The sequence below is a fragment of the Citrobacter sp. Cf118 genome (genome assembly GCF_030334095.1).
Taxonomy (GTDB): domain Bacteria; phylum Pseudomonadota; class Gammaproteobacteria; order Enterobacterales; family Enterobacteriaceae; genus Citrobacter; species Citrobacter freundii.
On the sequence record NZ_JAOWES010000087.1, the window covers coordinates 558,713 to 579,867 of the forward strand.

Genomic DNA, 21,155 nt, shown 5'->3' on the forward strand with positions numbered 1-21,155 from the left:
AAGGCGACTTCGGTCGCCTTTTTTTATGACCAAAATATTCACATACCAAGGATTGCATCATGATTAACAAAATTTTCGCTCTCCCGGTCATTGAACAGCTTACCCCTGTCCTCTCCCGCCGTCAGCTTGATGAGCTTGAGGTTCTTGTTGTCGATCACCCCCAGGTTAAAGCGTCTTTCGCGCTACAGGGCGCACATCTTCTTTCCTGGAAACCAAACGGCGAAGAGGAAGTCCTGTGGTTAAGCAACAATACCCCGTTTAAAACCGGCGTAGCGCTGCGTGGCGGCGTACCAATTTGCTGGCCGTGGTTTGGTCCGGCTGCTCAGCAGGGCCTGCCTTCGCATGGTTTTGCCCGTAACTTGCCATGGACGCTGAAAGCGCACAACGAAGACGACAATGGCGTGGTGTTGACGTTTGAACTGCAGAGCAATGCCGAAACGCGTCAGCTTTGGCCGCACGAGTTTTGCCTGCTGGCCCGTTTCAAAGTGGGAGCCACCTGTGAGATGGAGCTGGAAGCTCACGGTGAGTTTGAAACCACCTCGGCACTGCATACCTATTTCAACGTTGGTGACATTGCGGCAGTGAAAGTTAGTGGTCTCGGCGATCGCCTGATCGATAAAGTGAATGATGCTAAAGAAGATGTGCTGGCTGATGGTATCCAGACCTTTCCGGACCGCACCGATCGTGTCTATCTGAATCCGGAAGCGTGCAGCGTGATTCATGATGATGCGTTGAATCGCAATATCGACGTTGTCCACCACCACCACCTGAATGTCGTGGGCTGGAACCCTGGCCCGGCGCTGTCCGTCAGTATGGGCGACATGCCGGATGATGGCTACAAAACGTTTGTTTGTGTAGAAACGGCTTACGCGACCGCTCCGCAGAAAACCACCGAAGAAAAACCATCTCGCCTCGCGCAGACTATTCGTGTTGCTAAACGCTAAGACAACTCTGCGCATCATGCCGGATGCGGCTAACGCCTTATCCGGCCTACAAACCACACACAGCCGTTGGCCTGATAAGCTGCGTGAGCATCGTCATTTGGCAAATCAGGCCATATCCAGCGCTGTTTTACCTTTTGGCGCCGGATACACCTTATCTAACTGCTTCAGCTCATCCACAGAGAGCGTTATCTCCAGCGCGGCGGCATTTTGTTCGACATGCGCTACGCTTGCGGCTTTCGGAATTGCTATTACACCCGACTGACGAATCACCCACGCCAGCAAAATCTGTGCAGCACTAACATTGTGCACGCGCGCAATGTCATTCACCACGGAATTAGAAAGCAAATCGCCACGCAGCCGTCCCGCCTGGGCCAGCGGACTGTATGCCATGACCGGCATCTGCTGCTGCTGGCACCACGGCAGTAAATCATATTCAATACCGCGCGAGGCTAAATGATAAAGCACCTGGTTAGTTGCACACTCCCGTCCACCGGGTACCTGCCATAACGCCTGCATATCATCATAATCGAGATTTGAGACGCCCCAACGGCGGATTTTCCCCTGCGCAATCAGTGTTTCCATGGCATCGACGGTCTCTGCAAATGAAAAATCGCCCATCCAGTGCAGCAAATAGAGATCCAGATAATCAGTTTTCAGTCGACGCAGGCTGGCTTCGCAGGCGGCAATGGCTTTCTGTCCACCGGCATTCCATGGGTAAACTTTCGAGACTAAAAAAGCGCTATCACGCCGTCCCATTAATGCTTCACCCACCACCTCTTCCGCTGCACCATCAGCGTACATTTCTGCGGTATCAATCAATCGCAGACCGAGATCCAGTCCGGCCTGCAGCGCAGACACTTCATCCCGGCGTCGGCTTGGATCCTCGCCAATGTACCATGTTCCCTGCCCAATAGCAGGAAGCGATACCTGGTCTGTAAACGTCACCTGTTTCGCTGTCATCGCACCCTCCTGTGTTAATGCACCACAGTAAAGCAAAACAACGTGCATGTGTCCTGTTAGGGTGCACAAATTGCACCATCATGATCTGGGGGTTGTCTTAATTTTAATGACGTAAAAAAGCCCGCATATCGCGCGGGCTTGAGTTTGACACCGAGTAGTATCAGAACTTGTAGGTCACACCTACCGAGAAGATGCCAGACCAGGACTTATCGACCATCGGGCTGTCTTTCACTTCATCACTCAAACGCACATAACGGCCAGTGCCGTACACGTTCCAGTTGCCAAGGAAGTTATAGCTCGCGGTCAACTCCAGGTACGGATCCCATCCATCGTCAGCGTTGTAGCTATTCAGACCACTGCGGCGAGACTCGTGATTGGACACACCATAATAGTAGTCGTTGTAGTTTTCGCTGCTGTACTGCACACCGATACCCGGCGTCAGGGTCAGACCACCATTGGTGTAACGGTAGAGCCAGGCCAGATCCCAGATAAAGCCGTTGCTGTTATCCAGGGTATCACCCGCCAGTGCGGTACGCAGGAAACCATACTGGGTGTTATGTACATATGATAGGCCAGCCATCAAGCTGCTTTTACGCTTGTCGAGTTGGCGTAAAGCATGGCTATCGCTATCACCCGGCTTGAAATGCGTCGGATCATAGTACGCCATGATGGAAAGCTTATCTGCCGTATCATTCCACAAATAGTAACCGCCACCCAAGCCGTGGAACCACACATTATCGCCTTCATAGGTGACAACCGGAACAGGGTAAACATCGCGGTCATACTGTTTGTACGGGCTGTTAATCACACCGACACCCGCGCCAACAGTCCACTGACTTTCCGCCTGTGCGGTGCTAACTGCGGTTGCGGCAAGGACGCCAAGTGCCAGAAGTTTGAGTTTGGTCACAATCCATAATTCCTTATTCAAATGTGTAGCGGTCAAAGTGTAACCGCCAATACGCTTCAGCCCAACTATTTTACGTATTCGCCCCAGAATGTAACCCCCTAATTTCTCAGCGAGTGATGACATTTTGCTTGCAGCACGGTGAACACCACATGAATCCCGCTCCAATTCTTTACATAAGATGTGCTTTTTTTGCTGATGAGTTATTGATATGCCATTGAAATTCATTTGCGCACACAGGCAAGTTTTGCAAATGCCATCTACGCTTAATTTTAGAAGGTGTATCACCGAATACGTTGATCTCCTGACCACTAAAATGGCATGAGAGTTGCTTATTTCTTCAGCAGCGACGTCGTTCAGTTTACCTCTTCAGGGGCCTCTACTATTCATATGAACGGCTCTTAACATGTGCTAAAAAACGAAAGGACGGCATACCATGAATATATTCGATCACTATCGCCAGCGTTATGAAGCTGCCAAGGACGAAGAGTTCACGCTGCAGGAGTTTCTTACCACTTGTCGGCAAGATCGCAGTGCTTATGCCAACGCGGCAGAGCGGCTATTAATGGCTATTGGTGAGCCTGTCATGGTTGACACTGCCCATGAACCTCGACTTTCTCGACTCTTTTCGAATCGGGTAATTGCATGCTATCCCGCTTTTGAAGAGTTTTACGGCATGGAAGACGCCATTGAGCAGATTGTTTCTTATTTGAAGCATGCGGCTCAAGGTCTGGAAGAGAAGAAGCAGATTCTGTATCTGCTGGGGCCTGTGGGAGGGGGGAAATCATCTCTTGCTGAGCGGCTGAAGTCGCTGATGCAACGAGTACCGATTTATGTCCTGAGCGCCAATGGCGAACGTAGCCCGGTCAACGATCATCCGTTATGCCTGTTTAATCCGCAGGAAGACGCGCAGATCCTGGAAAAAGAGTATGGGATCCCGCGTCGTTATCTCGGTACGATCATGTCGCCGTGGGCTGCTAAACGTCTGCATGATTTTGGCGGGGACATTACAAAATTCCGCGTCGTCAAAGTCTGGCCGTCTATTCTGGAGCAGATCGCTATCGCTAAAACGGAGCCTGGTGATGAAAACAACCAGGATATTTCTGCGCTGGTCGGGAAAGTGGATATTCGTAAACTCGAACACCACGCCCAGAACGATCCTGATGCCTACGGTTATTCGGGCGCACTGTGCCGCTCAAACCAGGGGATTATGGAGTTCGTTGAGATGTTTAAAGCACCGATTAAAGTGCTGCATCCTCTGCTGACCGCCACCCAGGAAGGAAACTACAACGGGACAGAAGGTATCTCCGCCCTGCCGTTTAACGGGATTATTCTTGCCCACTCGAACGAGTCTGAATGGGTAACGTTCCGTAATAACAAAAACAATGAGGCGTTCCTTGACCGTGTTTACATCGTCAAAGTGCCTTATTGCCTGCGGATCTCTGAAGAGATCAAAATTTACGAAAAACTGCTTAACCACAGTGAGCTGACCCATGCGCCTTGCGCACCGGGCACGTTGGAAACGCTCTCTCGCTTTACCATTCTTTCTCGCCTGAAAGAACCTGAGAACTCGAGCATTTACTCGAAGATGCGCGTTTACGATGGCGAAAGCCTGAAAGATACCGATCCAAAAGCGAAATCCTATCAGGAGTACAGGGATTACGCCGGGGTTGATGAGGGAATGAACGGTCTGTCCACGCGTTTCGCGTTTAAGATCCTATCTCGCGTCTTTAACTTTGACCATGCTGAAGTGGCAGCTAACCCGGTTCATCTGTTCTACGTACTGGAGCAGCAAATCGAGCGTGAACAGTTCCCGCAGGAGCAAGCTGAGCGTTATCTCGAGTTCCTGAAAGGCTATCTGATCCCGAAATATGCTGAATTCATCGGCAAGGAGATCCAGACAGCTTATCTCGAATCCTATTCCGAATACGGACAGAACATTTTCGACCGTTATGTCACTTATGCGGATTTCTGGATTCAGGATCAGGAGTATCGCGATCCAGATACCGGTCAGCTGTTTGATCGCGAGTCACTGAACTCAGAACTGGAGAAAATTGAGAAGCCGGCGGGTATCAGTAACCCGAAAGATTTCCGTAACGAGATCGTCAACTTTGTTCTGCGTGCCAGAGCGAATAACAGCGGTCGCAATCCAAACTGGACCAGTTACGAAAAACTACGCACGGTTATTGAGAAGAAAATGTTCTCCAATACCGAGGAGCTGCTGCCGGTCATTTCGTTCAATGCTAAAACCTCGACTGACGAGCAGAAAAAACACGACGATTTTGTCGACCGTATGATGGAAAAAGGCTACACGCGTAAACAAGTGCGTTTACTGTGCGAATGGTATTTGCGCGTACGTAAATCGTCTTAACATAAGTGCCCGGTGGCGCATGCGCTTACCGGGCTTGCAAAACAATGTTCAGTAGGCCGGATAGCGTCAGCGCCATCCGGCACTTACAGACATGGCGAACAGTTGGCAGTACGGGGGGCTTATGACCTGGTTTATTGACCGGCGTCTTAACGGCAAAAACAAGAGCACGGTAAACCGCCAGCGCTTCTTACGCCGTTATAAATCGCAAATTAAACAGTCGATCTCCGAGGCCATTAACAAGCGTTCGGTGACTGATGTGGATAGCGGCGAATCTGTCTCTATTCCGACTGATGATATTAGCGAACCAATGTTTCATCAGGGACGTGGTGGTCTGCGCCATCGCGTACATCCGGGTAACGACCATTTTGTGCAGAATGACCGCATTGAACGCCCACAGGGCGGCGGTGGCGGTTCAGGAAGTGGACAAGGCCAGGCCAGCCAGGATGGTGAGGGTCAGGATGAGTTCGTCTTTCAGATCTCTAAAGATGAATATCTTGATCTGTTGTTCGAAGATTTAGCACTTCCTAACCTGAAGCAGAATCAGCAGCGTCAGTTAACGGAGTATAAAACACACCGGGCAGGTTTTACCTCTAACGGTGTGCCTGCCAACATTAGCGTGGTGCGATCCCTGCAAAACTCACTGGCGCGCCGTACGGCGATGACAGCGGGTAAGCGTCGCGAACTGCATGCTCTCGAAGCGGATCTGGAAACCATCGCGAAAAGCGAACCAGCGCAGTTGCTGGAAGAGGAACGGTTACGCAAAGAGATTGCCGAACTGCGGGCAAAAATCGAACGCGTGCCATTTATCGACACCTTTGATTTACGCTACAAAAATTATGAAAAACGCCCCGACCCTTCCAGCCAGGCGGTGATGTTCTGCCTGATGGACGTCTCTGGTTCGATGGATCAGTCGACCAAAGATATGGCTAAACGTTTTTATATCCTGCTGTATCTGTTCTTAAGCCGGACCTATAAGAACGTGGAGGTGGTTTATATTCGCCACCATACCCAGGCGAAAGAAGTGGATGAACATGAGTTCTTCTACTCTCAGGAAACCGGGGGGACCATTGTCTCCAGTGCACTGAAGTTAATGGATGAAGTGGTGAAAGATCGCTACAACCCTGCCCAGTGGAACATCTATGCTGCACAGGCATCGGACGGTGATAACTGGGCAGATGATTCACCGCTGTGTCATGAGATTTTGGCGAAAAAGCTGCTGCCAGTGGTACGCTATTACAGCTATATCGAAATCACTCGCCGCGCCCACCAAACCTTATGGCGTGAATACGAACATCTGCAATCAACCTTTGATAACTTTGCGATGCAGCATATCCGCGACCAGGATGATATTTACCCGGTATTTCGCGAACTGTTTCATAAGCAAAGTACGACCAGTAACAATTAACCTAAACAAATCAGTCAGCGCGTAGATGTGCTGACTGATTTTATAAATAGTGCCCCATCCTGTTTTTATTTTCCCTTAACAGAGCAGCAGGCAATGTAGTTTAGCTGATGACGTTGCGAACGGAAGAAGCGAAACATTTTCAGGAACCGACGACGATTTTCGCTCGTGCGTAAGCCGTTAAACACAATTTTAACTGCCCCTGTAAGCCCTTCATCACGAATTAATCCGCGCGGTGACATCAGCGACATGTTGCCATTCTTCTGCAAAACCTGTTCGAACCCGCAGTTAAGAAACAAATCACGCCAGCCTTGTCTGGTCATTGGGCTAACGTTTGATTTCACCACATCGACAAGCAGGCCCTGATCGCCCGCGCCCAGTTTTTGGGTGGTGAACATAATATCGTGGGTGAGCAGGCGCCCACCGGGCTTCAACACGCGATAATATTCGGCAATTAACTTCGCCTTCGCTTTATCGGCATACATTGTCAGCATGGCTTCGTTAATCACAACATCGAAACTGTTATCCGCAAAAGGAAGAGTGTTGGCGTTTGCCGCCATCACATGAATGTGATTTTCCAGACCATTTTCCGCCACGTTATTCCTTGCGTTTGACAGTGCGGTTTTATCCATATCAATGGCGTATACCTTACAGCCATAGCGTTGAACTAACTCTATCGCCGTCGTGGCCATGTTGCACGCCACTTCAAGCACCTGGCTGCCGGGCGTCAGCTGTGACTGGCTAAACAACCATTCTGTTGCTTCAACGCCGCCCGGACGCAGACGGGTTTTGCCCAGGCTGGCTAAAAATGTATGACCCGCTTTTTCAGTCGCGCTCATTGGCCTGTCTCCTTTTTATAAGTTGCATTATAAATACAACATTAAGAGTTAAAGGTGAAGCGCGCGAATGATTTTTATTACAAAATGTCCTTGCCCGTAGCGTTAGAGCGGATGTATGCCGTGTGATAGACTGAATTATCAGACTTACAGGGCTGTAAATCATTATGAAATTGCATCATAAAGCGCTCAGGCTCTTTATCTCCGTCAGCGTAATTGTTTTGACGTCTTCTTTTTTGGTTTATGAGCTCATTGCCAGCGATAAAGCAACGAATGCGTACATGCGCTATATCAATGAGAAAGCCGACTCATCGTTTCTCTATGATAAGTACACAAATCAAAGCATCGCAGCCCATCTGATGCGCACATTTTCGTCCCCCCAGGAGCCAGCCTCTCTCGAACAGCAAAAAGCACTTTGCACCGCTTTCGACAGCGTTAACGGCGCTCATGGGCTCAACCTTACTAAGCACAACTATCTGCCATTGCACGGTACGTTGCAGACCACCTCAACAAAATGTGGTGAACAGCTTGATGACATTTTTCTGCTGCCTTCTTTTGACCGGGCGGTCAATGTTAATCGTCAGCAGAAAGATTACGGTCAGGGATTAGGGACGTTAGAGTATAAATTTCGATATTACGTCGATCTCAAAAATAACTATGTCTATTTCTATGATTTGATCGACTCGCGGAAATTTGCGATACACAACTGGTCGTTTTTGCAAAAAGGTACGCTGGGAATCGACCAAAATGATATTGATGGTATTTTCACCGGCCGCACGGTGATTTCCAGTATTTATGAAGATAACCTGACCGAGAAAAAAGTGATGAGCTTTTTAACACCGGTCTACTACACCGGTAAGTTAAAAGGTGTGGTGATGGTAGATATTAATAAAGAGAATTTACAGAATATTTTCTATACCAGCGACCGCCCTCTCGTCTGGCGCTATCTTAATGTAACGGTCTCGGATACCAGCTCCGGTAAAGAGATTCTCGTTCATAAAAGTGAAACCGATCTGTTCCGCTATGTTCACTATGAGAAGGACATACCCGGTGGTATACGCATCACACTCTCACTCGATGTTATGTATTTTATTGTCTCGTCCTGGAAGATATTCGCATTCTATTTACTGGCAACGATATTACTGCTGAATATGGTCAGAACGCATTTTCGGCTGTATCACAACGTCACGCGGGAAAATGTCAGTGATGCGATGACCGGGCTCTACAACCGTAAAATTTTAACGCAGGCGCTTGAGCAGCGTTTGCAACAGTTGGTGAACACGGGAACGCTCGTCACCTTTATCGCCATCGACTGCGATAAACTGAAAGTCATCAATGACACGTTAGGGCATAAAGAAGGCGATCGGATTATCACTCATCTGGCCAAAGCCATTCAAAGCTCTATTCGCAAAAGCGACTACGCCATCCGCCTCGGCGGCGATGAGTTTTGTATTATCCTCATCGACCACCCCAGTGATTTAACGCCCCGCCTGCTGGAGAGAATTCGCTATAACTTACAAATTATTGCGCATGATATATCCATCAGCTTCTCCGCCGGGGTTTATAATATGCAGCCGAACGACACTATTGATGATGCTTACAAAGCATCTGATGCACAGCTCTATCTGAACAAACAGAAAAAACACGCCGGTGCGTGATTATTTTTCTGCAGGATTTTCATTGTTGTACCAGGAGTAAGTCATGACGGAAGTGAACAAAGGTAACGCAACGCATCAGCGTTTAATTTCGCTGTTGTCAGAGCAAGGCGCAACGTACCGCGTGGTAAGCCATGAAGCCGTCGGCAAATGTGAGGCAGTTTCTGAAATTCGTGGTACCGCACTGGGCCAGGGAGCAAAAGCGCTGGTCTGCAAAGTAAAAGGCAACGGCGTCAATCAGCATGTTCTGGCGATCCTCTCTGCCGATCAGCAGGCCGACCTGAGCCGGTTAGCCAGCCATATTGGCGGGTTGAGAGCGTCTCTTGCCAGCCCGGCGGAGGTAGATGAACTGACTGGCTGCGTATTTGGCGCTATCCCACCGTTCAGTTTTCATCCTAATCTCAAGCTGGTCGCTGACCCGCTATTGTTTGAGCGTTTTCATGAAATTGCGTTTAATGCCGGGTTGCTGGAAAAATCCGTGATCATGGATACCGCAGATTACCTGCGTATCGCGCAACCTGAATTAATCCCTTTCCGCCGCGAACAATAATGGTCTGCGTTAGCAGTAAAAAACGTCGCATCGTGCGTTAGCCCAAAAAAAATCATAATCATTAAAAAAAGCCTGTTCCGTCACGCATTTACGCGTACAGTAAGCAGGCTTATTTTTTCTTTTGGCAAGGAAACTACGATGTTTGATGTCACTCTGCTGATCCTCCTCGGACTGGCAGCTCTGGGCTTTGTCAGCCACAACACCACTGTCGCTGTTTCAATTCTGGTGCTGATCATTGTCCGTGTTACCCCTCTGAATACTTTCTTCCCCTGGATTGAAAAACAGGGCCTGACCGTCGGGATTATCATTCTGACCATTGGCGTCATGGCACCGATCGCCAGCGGAACGCTACCGCCCTCCACGCTCATCCACTCCTTTGTAAACTGGAAATCACTGGTCGCTATTGCCGTCGGGGTATTTGTCTCATGGCTCGGCGGACGCGGCGTTACGCTCATGGGCAGTCAGCCCCAGCTTGTTGCCGGATTACTGGTGGGCACGGTACTGGGCGTGGCGCTGTTTCGCGGTGTGCCGGTGGGGCCGCTTATTGCGGCAGGCCTGGTCTCGTTGATTGTTGGGAAGCAGTAGCCAGCCCGTTCAGATAACGGCCTGGCGTCTGCCCCAGGCCTTTTTTGAACATAGTGATAAATGCCGTGGTCGAATCGTACCCGAGCATTTGCGCGACCTGTTGTACATTGCGGCCATCGATCAACGCCTGCAGCGCCAGAATCAGCTGGAGCTGGTGACGCCAGCGGCGAAAACTCAACCCCGTTTCTTTGACGACCAGACGAGCAAGGTTACGTTCACTCATCGCAAATACGCTGGCCCATTGTCCCAACGTCTGCCATTGTGCAGGCTCTTTCGCCATCGTTGCGACCATTCTGCGAATTTTCGGGTGATCGGAAACCGGTAACTGCATCTGCTCCTGGGGTTGCTGCGGGAGTTCATCAAACAACACTTGCGTCAGCCGCTGAGTTGCCGGCTCCAGTCGCTGAGCATCCGATTTGGACGCCAGCGCCAGAATGAGTTCCCGACATAACGGGGCGATTTTCAGCGTGCAGCAACGTTCAGGCATCACGACAGCCTGCGGCTCAATAAATAGAAAACACAATTGCGCGCCCACGGTAACGTGGTTGCTGTGTGGAATTTCGCCAGGGATCCACACCGCATATTGCGGAGGCACCATCCACATAGCGTTTTCAACTTCACAGGTGATCGCGCCATGCAGCGCCAGGATCAACTGCCCCTTACGGTGCTGATGCAGCGGACTGAAAAGTTCATCTTCCCGAGCCTGAATACAAAATGCGACCGCCGCATCGTGGTGCAAATCGGGCTCATATCCATCCAGTCTCAGCCCCAACATAAGAATGTCCTATTTCAGCGATAATCTGTCATTTTAGCTTGATTCATCCATAGTGTAAAAACGCTAAAGTATCGCCTCGCCTGACGATATGAGAAAAAAATGATTACTACACCTTCCTCCCGTGGCAAAAACGCAGCGTTGCTGATCGCGGGGATCCTGATGATTGCCACCACACTGCGCGTCACCTTTACCGGCGCAGCCCCGTTGCTGGATGCCATTCGCGCCGACTACGGCTTGAGTACCGCCCAGACTGGGCTTCTGACTACCCTGCCGCTGCTGGCCTTCGCGCTGGTATCCCCCCTGGCTGCCGCTGTTGCGCGCCGCTGGGGCATCGAACGTAGCCTGTTTGCCGCGATGCTGTTGATTTGCGTAGGTATTGCGATTCGTTCGCTGCCTTCGTCAGGGTTCCTGTTTAGCGGTACCGCCATCATTGGTTGCGGAATCGCGTTGGGAAATGTGCTGTTACCCGGATTGATTAAGCGTGATTTTTCCCGGCATGTGGCGAAACTCACTGGCGCATACTCGCTGACCATGGGCGCGGCGGCGGCACTGGGCTCGGCTATTGTGGTTCCATTGGCACTAAATGGATTTGGCTGGAGCGGTGCGTTGATGGTGCTGATAGCCTTCCCGCTGCTGGCGCTGATTATCTGGTTGCCCCAATGCCGCCAGACCGCTCATGCCAGCCTGAGTAACTCCCGCGCCTTGCATTCCCGCGCGATCTGGCGCTCTGGCCTCGCCTGGCAAGTAACGCTGTTTCTGGGGATCAACTCCCTTGTCTATTACGTCATCATCGGCTGGCTACCCGCCATTTTAATTAGTCATGGCTACAGTGAATCTCAGGCCGGTTCGTTGCATGGTTTACTGCAGCTGGCGACTGCCGCGCCGGGAATATTGATCCCTCTCGTCCTGAACAGATTTAAGGATCAGCGCGCTATCGCCGCTCTGGTTTCGTTAATGTGCGCTGTCGGCGCGGCGGGATTCGCCATAATGCCCGACCAGGCATTGCTATGGACCATCCTGTTTGGCTTTGGTTCAGGCGCGACGATGATCCTTGGCTTAACCTTTATTGGCCTGCGCGCAAGCTCAGCGCATCAGGCTGCCGCTCTCTCCGGCATGGCACAGTCTGTCGGATATTTACTGGCCGCCTGCGGGCCACCGCCGATGGGGAAAATTCACGACCTCAACGGTAGTTGGCTGATTCCATTAACGAGTGTCGCCGTGTTAGCGATGCTGATGGCGGTGTTTGGTTTGTGCGCGGGGCGCAATCGGGAGATCGCGAGCGCATAATGCAGAGGGCAGGTTCGCGGACAACCTGCCCAATATTTATCCGCGCGCGGCGCGCAGCATCGCCTGAACCAGAGGTACGGGTTTTCCCGCCAGCGCTCCGCGTTCATGCTGAAAGAGCGTGCCGACATAAAATGGATGTGTCACCAGCTCAATGGCACGAATATCACCAGCCTCATCCCAACCGGTCACACGGAGATCGCCGCGCTCCAGCTCAGCGGCAAAATCTTCCGATACGCCGTAGTTGCAGTGATATCCCTCCGAGATAACATCCCGCCCGTAGGCTTTGGCAATCAGCGTATTGGCCCGAAGCTCAATATCATCCGTTTTTTCTACCAGCGAGCAGGTCAACGGTGCTATCACCATCCGACCCGTGGTGTCCGTCTCCGCGTGGGCAGCGTCGATCCAGCCCAGCACGTTGCGGGCATACTCCAGAATGGCATGTTGAAAGCCGCCACAGGTACCCAGGAATGGGATGCTGTTTTCACGCGCATAGCGTATCGCGATCAGCGCCCCTTCCAGGTGGCGATAAGGACTGCCTGGAACGACCCAAATGGCATCATAACCTACCAGGTCCTCACTGCTGCTGATATCAGATGTGGTTAGCCAGTCATAATCAGCCACTAATTCCAGGACGGCAGCGGCATCATCAATGGCAAGAGGAATAGCCTGATGCGCCACAATATCGGGGTTGTAATCGCCCACCAGCGCAATGCGAAGCGTATCTTTAATCGGGGAAATTTCCATTAAACTTTCCTTATGTCCAGACAATGAGGGACACTATAAGGAGCCTCAGCCTACCGATTTTTTGTTGGTATCACAATCCCTTAAATTGGGAGTCAAGGCTGGCGGAATGCTATAATGGTCACGTTTTACGATCTTATTTAACCGTAATAGCGATAGCTTAATGGAGCGGATGAAGAGATGAATATTCAGTGCAAACGTGTGTATGACCCGGCAGAAAAAAGCGATGGTTACCGCGTGTTGGTCGACCGGTTGTGGCCTCGCGGGGTGAAAAAGAGCGATCTTATTTTCAACGAATGGAATAAAGCACTTACCCCGTCATCTGATTTACGTAAGGCATTCCACGCAGAGTTGATTGATTTCTCGCATTTTTCTGAGCAATATCGCGCTGAACTGGCTCAACAGCAGCAAGAAGGAAAGCGCCTCGCGGAGATTGCCCGACAGCAAACCTTAACGCTACTGTATGCGGCGAAAAATACCCAGCAAAACCACGCGCTGGTGCTCGCTGAGTGGCTACGTCAATGCTGACCGCGTATCACTTGCCCGTTGTCGGATGATCTCTACGCCAGAGCGCCCATTCATCAATCACTTCCCCACCGGGTAGTTTGCAGTCTGACCTTACGCCTTGCGGAGTTTGCACCGCAACCAGCGTACCGCCCTTTTGTTCGCAATACACCGATGCCGGATTCGCCATGCCGATTTTTGGTGGTTTAGGGGCATCAGGCTGCGTGGTACACCCCGCCATCACCAGCAAGCCGGGCAAAATAATAGACGCAAGTTTCATCTCTACTCCTGTTTAAAAGCATTGTTCCGGCAGGTTACCCCGACTTCCCTTCTATCTCCATGTTTTACGTTCTAATTTCAATTTTATGATTACATTTCAGCCAGAAACACGTGTTTCATCTTGCTCCCTGATGTTCTATCATGCGCCCACGCCAGCCTTGTCATCACTCAGGAGTATTTACACCTCATGTCGGACATGATCCTTGCCAGAGTCTCACAATCCCTAGCCACGGAGCAGTCAGTTGAGAGTCTGGTACGCCAACTTCTGGAAATGCTGGAGGTAGTGACTGAGATGGAATCTACATACTTGACCAAGGTCGATCTGGATGCCCGTCTGCAGCATATTCTGTATGCGCGTAATAGCTGCCAAATGCAGATCCCCGAAGGGCTGTCCGTGCCGTGGGATGAAACGCTGTGCAAACGCGCTATTGAGGAAAACTGTCTGTTCAGCGACAACGTGCCCGCACGATGGCCGGAATGTACCGCCGCTCGCGCACTGGACATCACCACTTTTCTGAGTACTCCCGTTCATCTTCCGGACGGAACGTTTTACGGAACGCTCTGCGCCACCAGTCGCCGCCAGCATGCGTTAAGCGAACGTGGTGAACAGGTGTTGCATCTGTTTGCCGGTCTAATCGCCCAGTCGATTCAAAAAGAGTCGCTGGTTGCTCAGTTACGTGAAGCGAACGCTGCGCTGATTGCTCACTCCTACACCGATGCCCTGACCGGATTACCGAATCGGCGCGCAATTTTTGAAAATGTAGAGACCCTTTTTTCGCTCGCCCGCCACCTCAGGCAGAAGATAGTTGTCGCCTATATCGATTTGGATGATTTCAAATTGATCAATGACCGCTTTGGTCACGAGGTTGGCGACCAGTTCCTGATCCAGATTGGCCACCGCCTGCTGCGTAAATGTAGTGATAATGACATTCTCGGTCGACTGGGCGGTGACGAATTTTTAGTCGCTCGACTGTCGCCGGAAGATGACAGAGAGCAACGTGTTCGTCTGCAGCAGGTGAAACATCAGTTGCAGCAGCAAATTTGCGGCGACTATCACCTGGGCGATATTCATCTGTTTTATCCTGGTGCCAGTCTGGGCGTGGTGGAAATTGATCCGCTGGAGACTGATGTAAACTGTGCGCTTCATCTCGCAGACAGCGCAATGTACAAGGATAAAAAGCGTCAGGATAAAACCGCTTTTGTCGTACATTAACCCCTGCTATGCTGACTCGTCTTTAAATAACTCTGGTAGATAATCGTATGCGACTCGGTATTATTTTCCCTGTCATTATTTTCATTTCCGCTGTCGTTTTCTTATCCTGGTTTTTTATTGGCGGTTACGCTGCGCCTGGAGCATAACGATGAAAAAAACAACACTTATTATGATTGGCGTGGCTATCATCGTGGTTCTGGGCACGGAACTGGGGTGGTGGTAACCAAAGAAAAAGGCCACTTATCAGTGGCCTCTATTGTCTGCATGTTTACTTAACTTTTGACTTTTCTATAGATAAACAACACCACAATCGCACCGATAACCGCTACGACAAAACTGCCAAAGTTGAAACCATCAACTTTACCAAAACCAAAGAAGGTACTGATCCAGCCACCCACTACCGCACCGACAACCCCTAAGATGATGGTCATAAAGAATCCGCCGCCATCTTTACCCGGCATAATCCATTTTGCCAAAATCCCAGCGATAAGACCGAAAATCACCCATGAAATAATGCCCATAATATCCCTCACTTATGTTTTTAAGTTAACGATTCGCTCGTTGTATAAAAGCATAGCATAGCGCTGAAAAATTAAAATTTGTGATCGATATCACCTGATATTTTCATCTTTTTCTGATCTTTCATAAGGTTAAACCATTCGATGGCGACATTTTCCCTGACGTAGCTCGTCATTAATGTCGAATCGTCAGTCATTCTGCTTTACTCATTCGCCCTCAGTCCCTGCAATTACTAGGTTTTCACTTCTGGCACGATTTATGCTTAAACAGCCGGTCACTATGACAAATCGTAGCCCGCGATGCGTATCGCGCGGCTCCGTTTACAATTCGCGCTATTTCAGCATTTAACAGGTCTGTTATTGATGAAAAAAATCACCAGTGTATGCCCATACTGTGGGGCCGGGTGCAAGCTCAAGCTTGTTGTTGAGAATAACAAAATCATCCGCGCCGAGGCCGCAGAGGGTGTAACGAACCAAAATCAGTTATGCCTGAAAGGCTACTATGGTTGGGATTTTCTTAACGACACTCGCCTTCTGACTCCCCGTCTGACTCGCCCGATGATCCGTTATGAAAAAGGTGGAAAATTCACTCCCGTTAGCTGGGATGAAGCCATTCGTTACACCGCAAAACGCTTATCTGAAATCAAAAATACCTATGGCCCCCGCGCCATTATGACCACCGGGTCCTCACGTGGAACAGGGAATGAAACCAACTACGTGATGCAAAAATTCGCACGTGGCGTTCTCCATACCAATAATGTCGATTGCTGCGCCCGTGTCTGTCACGGCCCTTCCGTTGCCGGGTTACAGGAAACATTAGGCAATGGCGCCATGAGCAATTCCATCAGCGACATTGAAAACTCAAAATGCCTGCTGATCTTTGGTTACAACTGTGCCGACTCGCACCCGATCGTGGCTCGCCGGGTCATTAAAGCTCGCCAGAACGGCGCAAAAATCATTGTCTGCGACCCACGTCGTATTGAAACTGCTCGTATCGCTGACCAACATTTGCAGTTGAAAAACGGTTGTAATATGGCACTGGTTAACGCCTTTGGCCATGTACTCATCGAAGAGCAACTCTACGATCGCGAGTATGTACAAAAGCATGCGGAAGGGCTGGAAACATACTGGGAAACCGTGAAGGACTATGCGCCTGAATCTGTTGAACATTTGACCGGCGTTCCCGCACAGCAGGTTCGTCAGGCGATGCGTACATTTGCCGCAGCGCCATCGGCAACCGTCATGTGGGGAATGGGCGTCACCCAGTTTGGTCAGGCCGTTGACGTGGTTCGTGGTTTGTCGAGCCTGGCGTTGTTGACCGGCAATCTGGGACGCCCTAACGTCGGCGTTGGGCCGGTGCGTGGGCAAAATAACGTGCAGGGCGCGTGCGATATGGGGGTGCTGCCTAACCAGTTCCCTGGGTATCAGGACGTGACCGATTTCACCGTCAGGGAGAAATTCGCCAACGCCTGGGGCATTGACGTTAATCAGATGGATGACAAGATTGGGACGCGCATCACCGAAGTTCCGCATCTGGCTATCGAAGGCAAAATTAAAGCCTACTACATCATGGGGGAAGATCCGTTGCAAACCGAGGCCGATTTAGGTCTGGTCCGCGAAGGGTTTAACGCGCTCGATTTTATTGTCGTGCAGGATATCTTCATGACCAAGACAGCGGAAATGGCCGACGTCCTCCTGCCGGCCACCTCCTGGGGCGAACACGGCGGCGTCTTTACCTGCGCCGATCGTGGATTCCAGCGTTTTGAAAAAGCGATTGAACCCTCAGGTGATGTCAAGCGTGACTGGGAGATCATCAGCCTGCTGGCCAGTGAAATGGGCTATCCCATGCGGTATCAAAGTAACCAGCAAATCTGGGATGAGATGCGCGAGCTGTGCCCGCTGTTCTACGGCGTAACCTATGAGAAAATGGGTGAAATGGGGCATGTTCAGTGGCCATGTCCGGAGCTCGATCACCCCGGCACACCTTACCTTTACGCGAACAGCCAGTTTGATACCGCCAATGGCAAAGGCAAACTGTTTGCCGCACAATGGCGAGCACCCGCAGAGGTTCCTGATGAAAAGTATCCGCTGGTCCTGTGTACAGTGCGTGAAGTTGGGCACTACTCCTGTCGTTCAATGACCGGCAACTGTGCAGCGCTGCAAGCCCTGGCAGATGAGCCTGGGTATGTGCAAATCAATACTCATGATGCAGAAAAACTGGGTATTCGTCATCGTGACCTGGTATGGGTCAGCTCGCGTCGTGGTAAGGTCATCAGCCGCGCGGATGTATCCGAGCGTATCAATGCCGGAACAGTGTATATGACCTATCAATGGTGGATTGGTGCGTGTAACGAGTTAACCCAGGATAACCTCGATCCTATTTCGAAAACGCCGGAAACCAAATATTGCGCCGTAAGTATTGAGCACATTAGCGATCAGGGATGGGCTGAAAAGTATGCCGCACAGACGTATAGCGACATGAAATTACGCTTGTGCGAGGCCATTGCGTAAGTCACCTCGCTAACCGCCTGAGTCTGGTCATCCAGACTCAGGTATTTTCCCGTTACTTCGCCAGCTGTGGTTCACTAAAGCGAATGGCAGCAGATTGTTCCTGCTTATCCCGCTGCATAAAACCGAGGTTCATCAGGAACAATCCTGCCATAAACGGGAGTTCATACAGCTCCTCAATGAGATCGCCGTACTGCGCGTTGTGCAAAAAGATAGGGGCCAGCAGACGATGATGCTCTACCGTATCGGAGATCAAAAATGCACAGGTGGTGATCGCTAACAGCCATAGCGGCAGCGGTTCATTGCGTAAGCGACGGGCAATATCCTGGCGTAAGCGTTTTGATATCAGGACAGGCAGAATAATCATTGCAATCAATACCACTGAGATAACTCTGAACAGAAGTTTAGGGTGCTCTGGGAAATAATCACGGCCCCAACTGGTACTGCGACCCAGCAACACCAACCACCACACAGCCGCCCAAAGCCAAAATTGTTTCTCGCCTTCAGGACGTGATAAAGGCCGGATGTAGCTGAGAGTAAAAAGCGCTCCAAACAGCAGCCATAACGCCTGACCATTCTCAATCCATCTGACGACAGTACCGTTGAGCAAAGGTAGATTCCAGTTCGCAGTGAACGGGATCGCTACGATGATCAGTCCAAGAATGAAAGTGGGTAATGTTAGTCGGGTATTCAGTTTCATAAGCGAGGTTCTGTATTGTGACTGTTTCACGATCATAACCCCTGTGAATGATCCAACATTAGCAATCAATGCGGATTTCTTAAGGTATTCTTAAGAAATCTTTTTCCGGATATTTCCAGGTTTAACACGGATAAAAAAACCGCGCGGCGTCGTCAAAACGCAGTGCGGTTATTAGATTAAAATTCAGCGCATTCAATCAGTAGGAGTAATTAACGCCTACCATCCGCACACTTCATGCTCATTCTCGGTATCGTATGAACGTACGGTATTGACCAGATCTTTAACAACTTCTGCTGCCACATCCGGCACCAGTAACGTCATCGGCGCTTCAGTTTCATAATCGACTGACACGCCATTGCTGTTATTGGTCACTGTTACGGTATAGGTTGCTTTGCCCATGATTTACTCCTTGCCGGTACGCACGACTTTTCGTTGATTCGCGCTCTCCATCAGAACTTCCGGGGCAACGAAAAAATCGATATTAAAGTAAGTGTCGTCGGTCATCACTTCGATGTTATGCCATTTTTCCGGTGGAAAAACGCCAAACTGACCGGCTTCAATAACCATCACCTCTACGGGCTCCGGGCTATGTTCATCTGCGTATCCGAGATATTTGACCGCCCCCTGCATAACCGAAAGTCGAGGATAAACCCCGGCACGGGTTCCTTTATCAAGGTGGCGTTCGAAAATTCCGGCAGGTGCCGTTTCTTTGTTCCAGAATGGAGTAGAGCGTGTATGGATATGGTTCTGTGGAATTTGAAGCATTTTTCTTCCCTTTTCCAGTCGACAACCAGCGAGTTCTTACTGAACCGCTGCTGTACACAGGGTACGCCTCATAATATTCATTTGAAATACCATTTATTGGTTATAACAATACAATTATAAATGAATTGCAGGGTGTAATATTGAAGGCCCGCCGTAACCAACGGGCCAATGGCGTCACGACTGAAGCGTGGCCAGACGAGCGGCAAAACCAACAAAAATCAGACCAATAAGGGAATTACCCACTTTGGCCAGCTTTTTCTTCGTACGGATATACTGCGTCACGAACGCGCCGGAGAAAATAAGAAAGCTCAGGTAGAAAAAGCTCACTATCTCAAGCGTAATAGCCAAAATAAAGAATGACAGCCCTGAGTGCGGCGCATTGACATCAATAAACTGCACGAAGAACGAAACATAAAACAAAATAGCTTTAGGATTCGTCAGGCTCAGAATTAACGCACGTTTAAAAATAGCGCCAAACGGGACTTCTTCAGGCGCGGCATCGCTTGCTTTCGATTTCAGTGTTGCATACAGGATCTTCGCACCGAGGTACAGCAGATAAAACGCGCCAAGATAGCGAACGATGTTGAACAAAACGGGCGTTGTTTTGATCAATGCGGCAACTCCGGCATAGGCCAAAAACATTAACACGGCATCGCCGATAAACACACCGCTTGCGGCGAGATAACCGCCCTTCACTCCCCGACCAACGCTGTTCTTCAACACAAATATCGTATTTGGCCCCGGTACCAGCACGATAAAAATAGCTCCCACCAGATACGTCCAGTAATTCAGAACTCCATACTCTGCAAACACGTTAATCTCTTCCTGAAAAAACACATGCACTTGCTGCGAGACAATATGCTAACGAATGCATCGGGTGATGGAAAGAGAAGGTTATGAATTAAAAAACCCGCCACTGGTGACGGGTGTGTACAGATAAGGTTAGCCCGGATTAATGGTGCAGCATCTCATCCACAACCTCTTCTCCCTTCAACTGGTAAGGGTAGTAGGTAGGCCAGTTTTCCATCTCTTCAAGCAAAGCTGCCTGCGAGGTATTTCCCATAAAGATATGGAAGTGGCTCGATTTACGCGGCGCGATAATATGATCGCTGAATTGCACGTATTTAGGTGCTTTGCTGTTAGCGTCTTTACACTCAAACAGATAACGTACACCTTTCTTGCCTGACTTATAGTGCAGAATTTTATAACCGGCGTAGTCGTATTTACATGATGCAACCTGATTACCGGTGTGAAATTCCATTACGTCATTTTCGATGCCGATGGTGTCTACGTTGGTTGCATAACCTTTACGGTAGTAATCTTTAATTTGTTCTGCCGTTTTGCTTTTGTCTTTCTCCGCTTTCTTTTTGAAGACCGGATCAAGCTCGCCGCTGACCAGATACGGATAGACAGATTGCCACATGCCATCCCAGTCGGTCAGCGCCCTATTTTGCACCTGGTTATCATCAAAAACCCCTTCCGACGCCTTTTGTTCTGCTTCGCTCATCGGCGCACCATGGGAATGATGACCGTGCGCCATAACTGAACCACTGACTAAAAGCATCCCCAGAGCAATTGTCAGTTTATTAATACAAATAGCCAAAATTTCACCCTCAAATCATTTGCGAGTGAAGTGTTATAATATAACGTATCAATTT

The 21,155-nt window shown here is 50.0% G+C and carries 23 protein-coding genes and 1 pseudogene; 12 read left to right on the forward strand and 12 right to left on the reverse strand.

Annotated features, from left to right (window positions below; genetic code table 11):
• Positions 1-59 precede the first annotated feature (59 nt).
• Positions 60-944: a D-hexose-6-phosphate mutarotase gene (locus tag OGX67_RS17965; RefSeq protein WP_003846660.1), complete on the forward strand. Its 885-nt coding sequence runs from the start codon at positions 60-62 to the stop codon at positions 942-944.
• Between the two features lie 105 nt (positions 945-1,049).
• Here the strand turns inward: OGX67_RS17965 and OGX67_RS17970 are convergent, their stop codons facing one another.
• The gene (locus OGX67_RS17970; protein WP_286526926.1) at positions 1,050-1,904 is read right to left on the reverse strand and encodes an aldo/keto reductase; all 855 of its coding nucleotides are present in this window, start codon (positions 1,902-1,904) and stop codon (positions 1,050-1,052) included.
• 160 nt (positions 1,905-2,064) lie between these two features.
• Positions 2,065-2,811 carry a MipA/OmpV family protein gene (locus OGX67_RS17975; RefSeq protein WP_058842622.1) on the reverse strand — a complete coding sequence of 249 codons (747 nt, stop codon included), beginning with the start codon at positions 2,809-2,811 and terminating at the stop codon, positions 2,065-2,067.
• Positions 2,812-3,244: 433 nt separating this feature from the next.
• Between OGX67_RS17975 and yeaG the strand changes: the two genes are divergently transcribed.
• Positions 3,245-5,179, forward strand: a complete 1,935-nt coding sequence (gene yeaG / locus OGX67_RS17980; protein ID WP_286526928.1) for a protein kinase YeaG — start codon at positions 3,245-3,247, stop codon at positions 5,177-5,179.
• Positions 5,180-5,300: 121 nt separating this feature from the next.
• Complete coding sequence (locus OGX67_RS17985; protein WP_003030708.1) at positions 5,301-6,584, forward strand: YeaH/YhbH family protein; 1,284 nt, start codon at positions 5,301-5,303, stop codon at positions 6,582-6,584.
• A 65-nt stretch (positions 6,585-6,649) separates the two neighbouring features.
• Here OGX67_RS17985 and OGX67_RS17990 read toward each other — a convergent pair whose 3' ends face one another.
• Positions 6,650-7,420 (reverse strand): class I SAM-dependent methyltransferase, encoded by a 771-nt coding sequence (locus tag OGX67_RS17990; protein WP_257651414.1) that lies wholly within the window; start codon positions 7,418-7,420, stop codon positions 6,650-6,652.
• Positions 7,421-7,584: 164 nt separating this feature from the next.
• On the opposite strand from OGX67_RS17990, the gene dgcJ reads away from it, so the two are divergent.
• The 3 genes from dgcJ (at position 7,585) to OGX67_RS18005 (ending at position 10,207) form a co-directional block, all read left to right on the forward strand.
• The gene (gene dgcJ, locus OGX67_RS17995; RefSeq protein WP_286526930.1) at positions 7,585-9,075 is read left to right on the forward strand and encodes a diguanylate cyclase DgcJ; all 1,491 of its coding nucleotides are present in this window, start codon (positions 7,585-7,587) and stop codon (positions 9,073-9,075) included.
• 43 nt (positions 9,076-9,118) lie between these two features.
• Positions 9,119-9,622 carry a YbaK/prolyl-tRNA synthetase associated domain-containing protein gene (locus OGX67_RS18000; protein WP_003030712.1) on the forward strand — a complete coding sequence of 168 codons (504 nt, stop codon included), beginning with the start codon at positions 9,119-9,121 and terminating at the stop codon, positions 9,620-9,622.
• Positions 9,623-9,760: 138 nt separating this feature from the next.
• Positions 9,761-10,207, forward strand: coding sequence for a DUF441 domain-containing protein (locus OGX67_RS18005; RefSeq protein WP_003832453.1), 447 nt, complete (start codon positions 9,761-9,763; stop codon positions 10,205-10,207).
• On the opposite strand, the pseudogene OGX67_RS18010 reads toward OGX67_RS18005, so the two are convergent.
• Positions 10,190-10,982: pseudogene (locus OGX67_RS18010) on the reverse strand (AraC family transcriptional regulator); the annotation flags it as partial. The gene OGX67_RS18005 and the pseudogene OGX67_RS18010 overlap by 18 nt on opposite strands.
• Before the next feature lie 99 nt (positions 10,983-11,081).
• Between OGX67_RS18010 and OGX67_RS18015 the strand changes: the two are divergent.
• On the forward strand, positions 11,082-12,269 hold the full coding sequence (locus OGX67_RS18015) for a CynX/NimT family MFS transporter (RefSeq protein WP_257651412.1): 1,188 nt from the start codon (positions 11,082-11,084) through the stop codon (positions 12,267-12,269).
• Positions 12,270-12,305: 36 nt separating this feature from the next.
• On the opposite strand, the gene OGX67_RS18020 is transcribed toward OGX67_RS18015, so the two are convergent.
• Positions 12,306-13,013 carry a CTP synthase C-terminal region-related (seleno)protein gene (locus tag OGX67_RS18020; protein WP_003846671.1) on the reverse strand — a complete coding sequence of 236 codons (708 nt, stop codon included), beginning with the start codon at positions 13,011-13,013 and terminating at the stop codon, positions 12,306-12,308.
• Positions 13,014-13,190: 177 nt separating this feature from the next.
• Here OGX67_RS18020 and OGX67_RS18025 point away from each other — a divergent pair, with 177 nt between their 5' ends.
• Positions 13,191-13,538: a DUF488 domain-containing protein gene (locus OGX67_RS18025; protein ID WP_003030722.1), complete on the forward strand. Its 348-nt coding sequence runs from the start codon at positions 13,191-13,193 to the stop codon at positions 13,536-13,538.
• A 7-nt stretch (positions 13,539-13,545) separates the two neighbouring features.
• Here the strand turns inward: OGX67_RS18025 and OGX67_RS18030 are convergent, their stop codons facing one another.
• The gene (locus OGX67_RS18030) at positions 13,546-13,794 is read right to left on the reverse strand and encodes a putative hemolysin (protein WP_057064623.1); all 249 of its coding nucleotides are present in this window, start codon (positions 13,792-13,794) and stop codon (positions 13,546-13,548) included.
• 186 nt (positions 13,795-13,980) lie between these two features.
• On the opposite strand from OGX67_RS18030, the gene OGX67_RS18035 reads away from it, so the two are divergent.
• The 3 genes from OGX67_RS18035 to yoaJ are packed head-to-tail and all read left to right on the forward strand — an operon-like array spanning position 13,981 to position 15,229.
• Positions 13,981-15,006, forward strand: a complete 1,026-nt coding sequence (locus tag OGX67_RS18035) for a sensor domain-containing diguanylate cyclase (RefSeq protein ID WP_257651411.1) — start codon at positions 13,981-13,983, stop codon at positions 15,004-15,006.
• Between the two features lie 47 nt (positions 15,007-15,053).
• Entirely contained in the window at positions 15,054-15,152 is a 99-nt protein-coding gene (locus OGX67_RS18040; protein WP_032941789.1) for a YoaK family small membrane protein, read from the forward strand.
• Between the two features lie 2 nt (positions 15,153-15,154).
• Complete coding sequence (yoaJ, locus tag OGX67_RS18045) at positions 15,155-15,229, forward strand: protein YoaJ (RefSeq protein WP_099530266.1); 75 nt, start codon at positions 15,155-15,157, stop codon at positions 15,227-15,229.
• A gap of 49 nt (positions 15,230-15,278) precedes the next feature.
• Here the strand turns inward: yoaJ and OGX67_RS18050 are convergent, their stop codons facing one another.
• Positions 15,279-15,527 (reverse strand): GlsB/YeaQ/YmgE family stress response membrane protein, encoded by a 249-nt coding sequence (locus OGX67_RS18050; protein ID WP_003030729.1) that lies wholly within the window; start codon positions 15,525-15,527, stop codon positions 15,279-15,281.
• Positions 15,528-15,887: 360 nt separating this feature from the next.
• On the opposite strand from OGX67_RS18050, the gene fdhF reads away from it, so the two are divergent.
• Complete coding sequence (gene fdhF, locus OGX67_RS18055) at positions 15,888-18,035, forward strand: formate dehydrogenase subunit alpha (RefSeq protein WP_071696960.1); 2,148 nt, start codon at positions 15,888-15,890, stop codon at positions 18,033-18,035.
• 52 nt (positions 18,036-18,087) lie between these two features.
• On the opposite strand, the gene OGX67_RS18060 is transcribed toward fdhF, so the two are convergent.
• The 5 genes from OGX67_RS18060 to zinT form a co-directional block, all read right to left on the reverse strand.
• Positions 18,088-18,732, reverse strand: a complete 645-nt coding sequence (locus tag OGX67_RS18060) for a hypothetical protein (RefSeq protein ID WP_071696961.1) — start codon at positions 18,730-18,732, stop codon at positions 18,088-18,090.
• A gap of 216 nt (positions 18,733-18,948) precedes the next feature.
• Positions 18,949-19,131: a DUF1869 domain-containing protein gene (locus OGX67_RS18065; RefSeq protein ID WP_003832433.1), complete on the reverse strand. Its 183-nt coding sequence runs from the start codon at positions 19,129-19,131 to the stop codon at positions 18,949-18,951.
• Between the two features lie 3 nt (positions 19,132-19,134).
• Positions 19,135-19,497, reverse strand: a complete 363-nt coding sequence (yeaR, locus tag OGX67_RS18070) for a DUF1971 domain-containing protein YeaR (RefSeq protein WP_003030735.1) — start codon at positions 19,495-19,497, stop codon at positions 19,135-19,137.
• Between the two features lie 174 nt (positions 19,498-19,671).
• Positions 19,672-20,310: a leucine efflux protein LeuE gene (gene leuE / locus OGX67_RS18075; protein ID WP_016152793.1), complete on the reverse strand. Its 639-nt coding sequence runs from the start codon at positions 20,308-20,310 to the stop codon at positions 19,672-19,674.
• A gap of 139 nt (positions 20,311-20,449) precedes the next feature.
• Entirely contained in the window at positions 20,450-21,100 is a 651-nt protein-coding gene (zinT, locus tag OGX67_RS18080; protein ID WP_048219059.1) for a metal-binding protein ZinT, read from the reverse strand.
• Between the last annotated feature and the right edge of the window lie 55 nt (positions 21,101-21,155).